Origin of the sequence: Kitasatospora sp. NPDC058218, assembly GCF_042882445.1 — a bacterium.
Taxonomy (GTDB): Bacteria; Actinomycetota; Actinomycetes; order Streptomycetales; family Streptomycetaceae; genus Kitasatospora.
In genome coordinates this window covers 65,019-71,436 of record NZ_JBHVWC010000058.1, presented here as the reverse complement: position 1 = coordinate 71,436, position 6,418 = coordinate 65,019, and the positions used below count along the sequence as shown (strand labels likewise).

At 72.4% G+C, this 6,418-nt stretch carries 5 protein-coding genes and 1 pseudogene; 1 reads left to right on the top strand and 5 read right to left on the bottom strand.

Translation table 11 applies throughout. The annotated features are described in order from the left end of the window. Together ACFVYI_RS31515 and ACFVYI_RS31510 are read right to left on the bottom strand one after the other, a co-directional pair. Positions 1-118 (bottom strand): annotated as a pseudogene (locus tag ACFVYI_RS31515) (acyl-CoA dehydrogenase); the annotation flags it as partial. A gap of 77 nt (positions 119-195) precedes the next feature. Beyond that, entirely contained in the window at positions 196-1,389 is a 1,194-nt protein-coding gene (locus ACFVYI_RS31510) for an LCP family protein (RefSeq protein WP_387891903.1), read from the bottom strand. Positions 1,390-1,603: 214 nt separating this feature from the next. Between ACFVYI_RS31510 and ACFVYI_RS31505 the strand changes: the two genes are divergently transcribed. Then, positions 1,604-2,941: a UDP-glucose dehydrogenase family protein gene (locus ACFVYI_RS31505; protein WP_387891902.1), complete on the top strand. Its 1,338-nt coding sequence runs from the start codon at positions 1,604-1,606 to the stop codon at positions 2,939-2,941. Positions 2,942-2,986: 45 nt separating this feature from the next. Here ACFVYI_RS31505 and ACFVYI_RS31500 read toward each other — a convergent pair whose 3' ends face one another. The 3 genes from ACFVYI_RS31500 to ACFVYI_RS31490 form a co-directional block, all read right to left on the bottom strand. Then, positions 2,987-4,471: a glycoside hydrolase gene (locus tag ACFVYI_RS31500; protein ID WP_387891900.1), complete on the bottom strand. Its 1,485-nt coding sequence runs from the start codon at positions 4,469-4,471 to the stop codon at positions 2,987-2,989. A 191-nt stretch (positions 4,472-4,662) separates the two neighbouring features. Continuing rightward, entirely contained in the window at positions 4,663-5,079 is a 417-nt protein-coding gene (locus ACFVYI_RS31495) for a CoA-binding protein (protein ID WP_387891899.1), read from the bottom strand. A 99-nt stretch (positions 5,080-5,178) separates the two neighbouring features. Continuing rightward, the gene (locus ACFVYI_RS31490) at positions 5,179-6,405 is read right to left on the bottom strand and encodes a dipeptidase (RefSeq protein WP_387891897.1); all 1,227 of its coding nucleotides are present in this window, start codon (positions 6,403-6,405) and stop codon (positions 5,179-5,181) included. Between the last annotated feature and the right edge of the window lie 13 nt (positions 6,406-6,418).

The following is a 6,418-nucleotide window of genomic DNA, read 5'->3' as shown; positions in this document are numbered from 1 at the left end:
CCGCCGCGAACGGAGCGATCTTCGCCTCGGCCAGCGAACGCACCGCCTCACGCAGCATCTCGTGCTCCTCGGAGATCCGGAAGAGATCGAAGTCCGACGCCCCTGCGCTGCCCGCCATGATGCCTGCCTCGCCGCTCAGTTGTGGTTAGTTACCGTTAAGTAGATCCTAGGGCTCCGACCTGCGACTGCCTAGGTTCAGTCGACGTCGGCCCCCAGGGTGTCGCCGGCCCGGTGCTCCTGGAAGTACTGCGGCATCCGGTCGTTTCGCATCGCCTCCCAGAGCTGGGCGGCCGGACGCTCGTCCAGCAGGACGACGCTCTGACCGTCCTCGGTGTCGAAGCCGCCGAACGGCGCGTTCATGAAGCGGACGTCGTCGGGGCGCAGCGAACGCAGGCTCCAGGCGAGCTGGAAGAGGTCGGCGTTGGAGAGCCGGTCGTCCACGCTGACCACCTCGCCGACCGACTGCAGCAGGCCGCCGAGTCGGGACGGGCTGGTCAGCGTCCCGGAGTCCATGATCCGCAGCATCAGTGCGCGCAGGAAGTTCTGCTGCCGCTTGGTGCGGTCGAGGTCCCCGCCGGGCAGGCCGTAGCGTTCACGGACGTAGAGCAGCGCCTGCGCGCCGTCCATGTGATGGGTGCCCGCCTCCCAGGCCCGGGCCTCGCCGACGGCCTCGATGGTGCGCGGGACGGTGATGTCCACGCCGCCGACGGCGTCGGTGAGGGCACGGAAGCCGTTCCAGTCGACCACCGCGAGGTGGTCGATCCGGATGCCGGTGAGGTTCTGCACGGTCTCGGTCATCAGCGCCGGGCCGCCCCAGGAGTAGGCGGCGTTCAGCTTGGCCCGGCCGTGGCCGGGGACGTCCACCCAGGTGTCGCGGGCCAGCGAGACCAGCGAGGCGCTGCGGCGGTCCTCGGAGAGGTGCAGCAGCATCATGGTGTCGCTGCGGGCCGCGCCCTCCTGCCAGACCGGGGCCTTGGCCCGGCTGCCGGTGGTCGGGACGTCCGAGCGGGCGTCCAGGCCGACCAGCAGCAGGTTGAGCCCGCTCGCCGGGACGGGCTTCGGCTGCGCGGACTCCGGCGCGGTCGGGAAGGCGTCCGGGATGCGCGCGACGGAGGAGGCGTAGTGCTCGGCCGCCCAGAAGAGGGCGCCGCCCGTGCCGAGGACCAGCACCAGCAGGACGGAGAGCGTCCAGAGCAGGACGCGGCGGGTGCGGCGGCGGCGGGCCGGCGGCTCGGGCGGCGCCTCGCCCTCGCGCGGCTCGAAGAGGCTGAGCCGCGCGGTGCGGTCCGGCTCCTCGGTGCGGTCAGGTTCGTCGCTGCGCTCCGGCTCCTCGGTGCGGTCAGGTTCGTCGACGGGTGCTTCGTCCGTGCTCTCGGGCTTCGGATCCATGCGCGCATTGTGCCGCCGGTCACAGCGCCCGCGTAGGGGTTCCACCGGATCGCGCCCGGCGTACGCCCAGGGGCCTGCACCCGCACCCGCGCTCCCCAAACATCGGTGCAGGCAGGACGGCCTGGGCCGGGCCGGTACGGGCGGATAGCATCGGTGCTCGCAGGTCCTGCCCGTCCCACGGCAGTCCAGGTCGAGATTCCGCAAAGGGGAACCAGTGACCCTCCGCATCTCCGTGATCGGCACCGGCTATCTCGGCGCCACCCACGCCGCCGCCATGGCCGAGTTCGGCTTCGAGGTGCTGGGTCTGGACATCGACCCGGAGAAGATCGCCACGCTGACCGCCGGCCGGGTGCCGATGTACGAGCCGGGCCTGTCCGAGCTGCTGCTCAAGCATGTGGCGGGCCACGAGGGTTCGACCGGCCGGCTGCGCTTCACCACCTCCGTCCAGGAGGCCGCGGAGTTCGGCGACGTGCACTTCGTCTGCGTCAACACCCCGCAGCTCAAGGGCGAGTTCGCCGCCGACATGTCCTACGTGGACGCCGCGATCGACGGGCTCGCCCCCCATCTGACCCGCCCGGTGCTGGTGGTCGGCAAGTCCACCGTCCCGGTCGGCTCGGCGAACCGGCTGGCCGCGCGGCTGGCCGCGCTGGCGCCGGTCGGTGCGGGCGCGGAGCTCGCCTGGAACCCGGAGTTCCTGCGCGAGGGCTTCGCCGTCCAGGACACCCTGCGCCCGGACCGGATCGTGGTCGGCTCCCGCAGCGAGCACGCCGAGCAGGTGCTGCGCGAGGTGTACGCCGAACCGATCGCGGCCGGAGTGCCGTTCGTGGTCACCGACTACGCCACCGCCGAGCTGGTCAAGGCCGCCGCCAACTCCTTCCTGGCCACCAAGATCTCGTTCATCAACGCGATGTCCGAGGTCTGCGAGGCCGCCGGCGCCGACGTCACCCTGCTCTCCACCGCGCTCGGCTACGACGAGCGGATCGGCCGCAAGTTCCTCAACGCGGGCATCGGCTTCGGCGGCGGCTGCCTGCCCAAGGACATCAGGGCGTTCATGGCCCGGGCCGGGGAGCTGGGCGCCGACCAGGCCCTGACCTTCCTGCGCGAGGTCGACTCGATCAACATGCGCCGGCGCTCCCGGATGGTCGAGCTGGCCCGCGAGCAGTGCGGCGGCGGCTTCCTCGGCCGCCGGGTCGCCGTCCTCGGCGCCGCCTTCAAGCCGAACTCGGACGACATCCGGGACTCCCCCGCGCTCAACGTCGCCGCCCAGATCCAGCTCCAGGGCGCGCAGGTCACGGTGTACGACCCGAAGGCGATGGACAACGCCCGCAAGATGTTCCCGGGCCTGGCCTACGCCGAGTCCCCGCTGGAGGCCGCCGAGGGCGCGCACGTGGTGCTGCACCTCACCGAGTGGCAGGAGTTCCGCGACCTCGACCCGGCCGAGCTGGGTGCGGTGGTCGCCGAGCGACGTCTGCTGGACGGCCGCAACGCCCTGGACGCCGCCGCCTGGCGCGCGGCCGGCTGGACGTACCGGGCGCTGGGCCGCCCGAGCTGACCCGCGGTGCCCCGGCCGGGCGGGCCCGGCCGGGGCACCCGGCGCCTACAGGTGCACGTCCTCGATCTCGAAGGTCTGCACGGTCTGGGAGCCGCAGAACGACCAGAACCGGCCGGCGTGCAGGTAGGTGTCCTCGTACGGCTGGTACCGCTCGCCGTTCTCGGGCACCACACCCGTGACCCAGCGACGGACCAGGGCGCCGTCCTGCCCCGGCTGCCCGAACCGGGACAGGTCGAAGGTGAGCCACTGCGATTCCTGGTAGTTCGCGGCGACGACCACCAGCTTGTGGTTGACCTCGTCGTACGCCGCGACCGCGTCGGGGTGGCCCGAGTCGATGATCCTCATCCCGGGGCGGATGTGCCGCATGTACTGGGCGAGCACGTAGTACTTGCGGTTGACGGCACCGATCCGCCCGCCGGTGAAGTTGATCGCGCCCCAGCCCTCCCAGTCGAGGATCTGCCAGTACACCCACGCCGTCGGGTGCAGCAGGCGGAGGTCGGCGTTCAGGTTCTGGGCGATCGCCAGGCCGTGGCCCCATTCGTCGCCGTACTCCGAGACCCAGATCTTCTTGCCCTCGGGCGCCACCAGGCCGTACAGCCCGGCGCGGTCGCCGCCGAGCTGGTCGTACCCGTGCACGTTGACCCGCCCGACCGCCGCGCGGGTGCCGGCGTCGAACGCCTGGTCCCGCCAGGTGTCGGCCGCCATCGCGGTGCCGTTCTCGTCGAAGCCCGCCACCAACGTCCCGCCCAGGCCCCGGACGTCCAGCTGGGTCCGGGTCAGCCGGATGAGCTCGGCCTGCTGGGCGTGCGAGTAGGAGCACCCCTCCTGCCCGTTGCCGGTGGTGTACCCCCAGTCCAGGCCCGGCTCGTTCATGGGCTGGACCGAGGCGAAGTCGATGCCCCAGTGGTCGTGCGCGTAGCGGGCCACGGTCGCCAGGTAGGCGGCGTGGCGGCCGAAGTTGCCGTCCTGGAGGTTGCAGGAGCCGTCCGCGGCGCCGCGCGGGTCGTCGTTCTTCAGCATCCACCACTGGGGCGAGTTGGCGAACAGCTCGAAGGTGTCGACGCCCCGGCTCTTCGCCAGCTGCAGGACGGCGCGCTGGTTGGCGTCGGCGTTCCAGTCGAAGCTGGCCGAGTACGGGTCCGCCGAGTACCAGTCCCGCTGGAAGCCCTCGATCTGCTTGAACCCGTCGAGCTGCTCGCCGTTGCGCACCATGCGCCGGCCCTCGACGACGTTCGTCCCCGACGCCCCGGCGCAGTAGCGGACGATGTTCATCCCGAGGCCCGGCAGCTGCTCCCCGTGGAGCGACACCGTCTTGCGGGTGAAGAACAGGTCGGCCAGGTCCTCGCGGGGGTCGAGGTGGTTCGCCCACCAGCCCAGGCTGGTGCCCCAGCCCTCCCAGGTACCCCAGTCGACCCCCGGATCGACCGTCATGTTGTAGTCGGCCGCCTCGGCCTGCCCGGCCGCGGACACCACGGCCATCGCTCCGAGCGGCACCCCCGCAAGACCGCGCAGCAGTGTACGACGCTCCATCAGACCCCCCAGGCCAGCGCGCTCGAACCACCGGCGCGCGAAATGATTCGTGCACCGGTCGGTGCCGCAAGGAGCCTAGCGAGGTACCCCTACGGCACGGCAAGCGATTTCCGGCGGGGCGCGGCCGGACCACGACGGAGGGGCCCACCGGTCGTCCCTCGACCGGCGGGCCCCTCCCGTGCTGACCGGACCTAGCCCGCGAGCCCGAGGCGCGGGATCTCGATGGCGGGGCACTTGTCCATCACCATCGCGAGACCGGCCGCGCGCGCCCGCTCGTACGCGGCCTCGTCCACCACGCCGAGCTGGAACCAGACGGCCGCGGCACCGATGGCCACGGCCTCGTCGGCCACCGCGCCGGCGAGGTCGGACCGGACGAAGGTGTCGACCACGTCGACCTCGAACGGGATGTCCGACAGGGTCGCGTACCCCTTCTCCCCGTGGACCGTCTCGGCCTTGGGGTGCACGGGCACGATCCGCTTCCCGAAGCGCTGCAGCACCTCGGCCACGCCGTACGCGGCGCGCCGCTGGTTGGACGAGAGGCCGACGACGGCCCAGGTGTCGCCCAGCTCGGTAAGGATCCTGCGGACCGTCTCCGGGTCGCCGTACATGCCCTGCCTCCTCGCAGCCGCTGACTCACCCACTCCCAGCGCCCCCGGCCCCCCGGCCATTCCCGGGCGGCCCCTGCGCCGGGGCGGGGTCTGTCCGGCTCAGCCGTCGAGCTGCGCGATGGTGGCGATGGACGGGCCGCGGGAGGTCCGCAGGTCGCGCGCGACGGCCTCGGCGTCGCGCAGCACGCGTACCGCGTTGTGCCAGGTGAGCTTCCCGAGGTCGCTCCGCGACCAGCCGCGGCCGAGCAGTTCGGCGATCAGGTTGGGGTAGCCGGCCACGTCGTCCAGCCCGGCCGGGAGGAACGCGGTGCCGTCGAAGTCGCCGCCGATGCCGATGTGGTCGATGCCGGCCACCTCGCGCATGTGGTCGAGGTGGTCGGCGACGGTGGCCGGGGTGGCGACCGGGCGCGGGGTGGTCTGTTCGAAGGCCCGCTGGCAGGCCATCCCGGCCGGGGTGGTGTCGAGGTGGTCGAAGCCGTGGGCGCGCATGTTCTCGTCGGCGGCGACGGTCCACTCGATGGCGGCGGGCAGGATGAACTTGGGGACGAAGGTGGCCATCGCGACGCCGCCGTTGGCGGCCAGCCGGCCGAGCACGTCGTCCGGGATGTTGCGCGGGTGGTCGCAGACGGCGCGCGCGGAGGAGTGCGAGAAGAGCACCGGCGCCTCGCTGACCCGCAGCGCGTCGCGCATGGTGTCGGCGGAGACGTGCGAGAGGTCGACCAGCATGCCGAGCCGGTTCATCTCCCGGACGACCTCCTCGCCGAACCGGGTCAGGCCCCGGGCCACCGGCTTGTCGGTGGCGGAGTCGGCCCACGGGGTGTTGTCGTTGTGGGTGAGCGTCAGGTACCGGACGCCGAGCTCGTACAGGGCGCGCAGGGTGGCGAGCGAGCAGTCGATGGAGTGGCCGCCCTCGGCGCCCATCAGGGAGGCGATCCGGCCCTCGGTGCGGGCGGTCTCCATGTCCTCGGCGGTGAACGCGAGCCGGAGCCGGTCGGGGAAGCGCGCGGCCAGGGCCCGGACGAAGTCGATCTGCTCCAGGGTGGCGCTGACGGCGTGGTCGCCGGCCAGCCGCGAGGGGACGTAGACGGACCAGAACTGCGCGCCGACCCCGCCCGCGGTGAGGCGGGCGAGGTCGGTGTGCAGCCGGGAACTCTGGTCGGCGGCCAGGTCGAGCGTGTCGAGGTCGTAGCCGACCTGCTCGCGCATCGCCCAGGGGAGGTCGTTGTGGCCGTCCACCACGGGGGTGTCGCGGAGGAGGGCGCGGGCACGGTCCAACAGGGCGGCCGGGTCGGGCTGCTCAGCGGAGTCCAACAGCTCAGAGGTCATACAGGCTGTTGTA

Coding starts and splice junctions, on each gene's coding strand:
- ACFVYI_RS31510 (WP_387891903.1), bottom strand. CDS start 1,389: ATGGATCCGAAGCCCGAGAGCACGGACGAAGCACCCGTCGACGAACCT.
- ACFVYI_RS31500 (WP_387891900.1), bottom strand. CDS start 4,471: ATGGAGCGTCGTACACTGCTGCGCGGTCTTGCGGGGGTGCCGCTCGGA.
- ACFVYI_RS31495 (WP_387891899.1), bottom strand. CDS start 5,079: ATGTACGGCGACCCGGAGACGGTCCGCAGGATCCTTACCGAGCTGGGC.
- ACFVYI_RS31490 (WP_387891897.1), bottom strand. CDS start 6,405: ATGACCTCTGAGCTGTTGGACTCCGCTGAGCAGCCCGACCCGGCCGCC.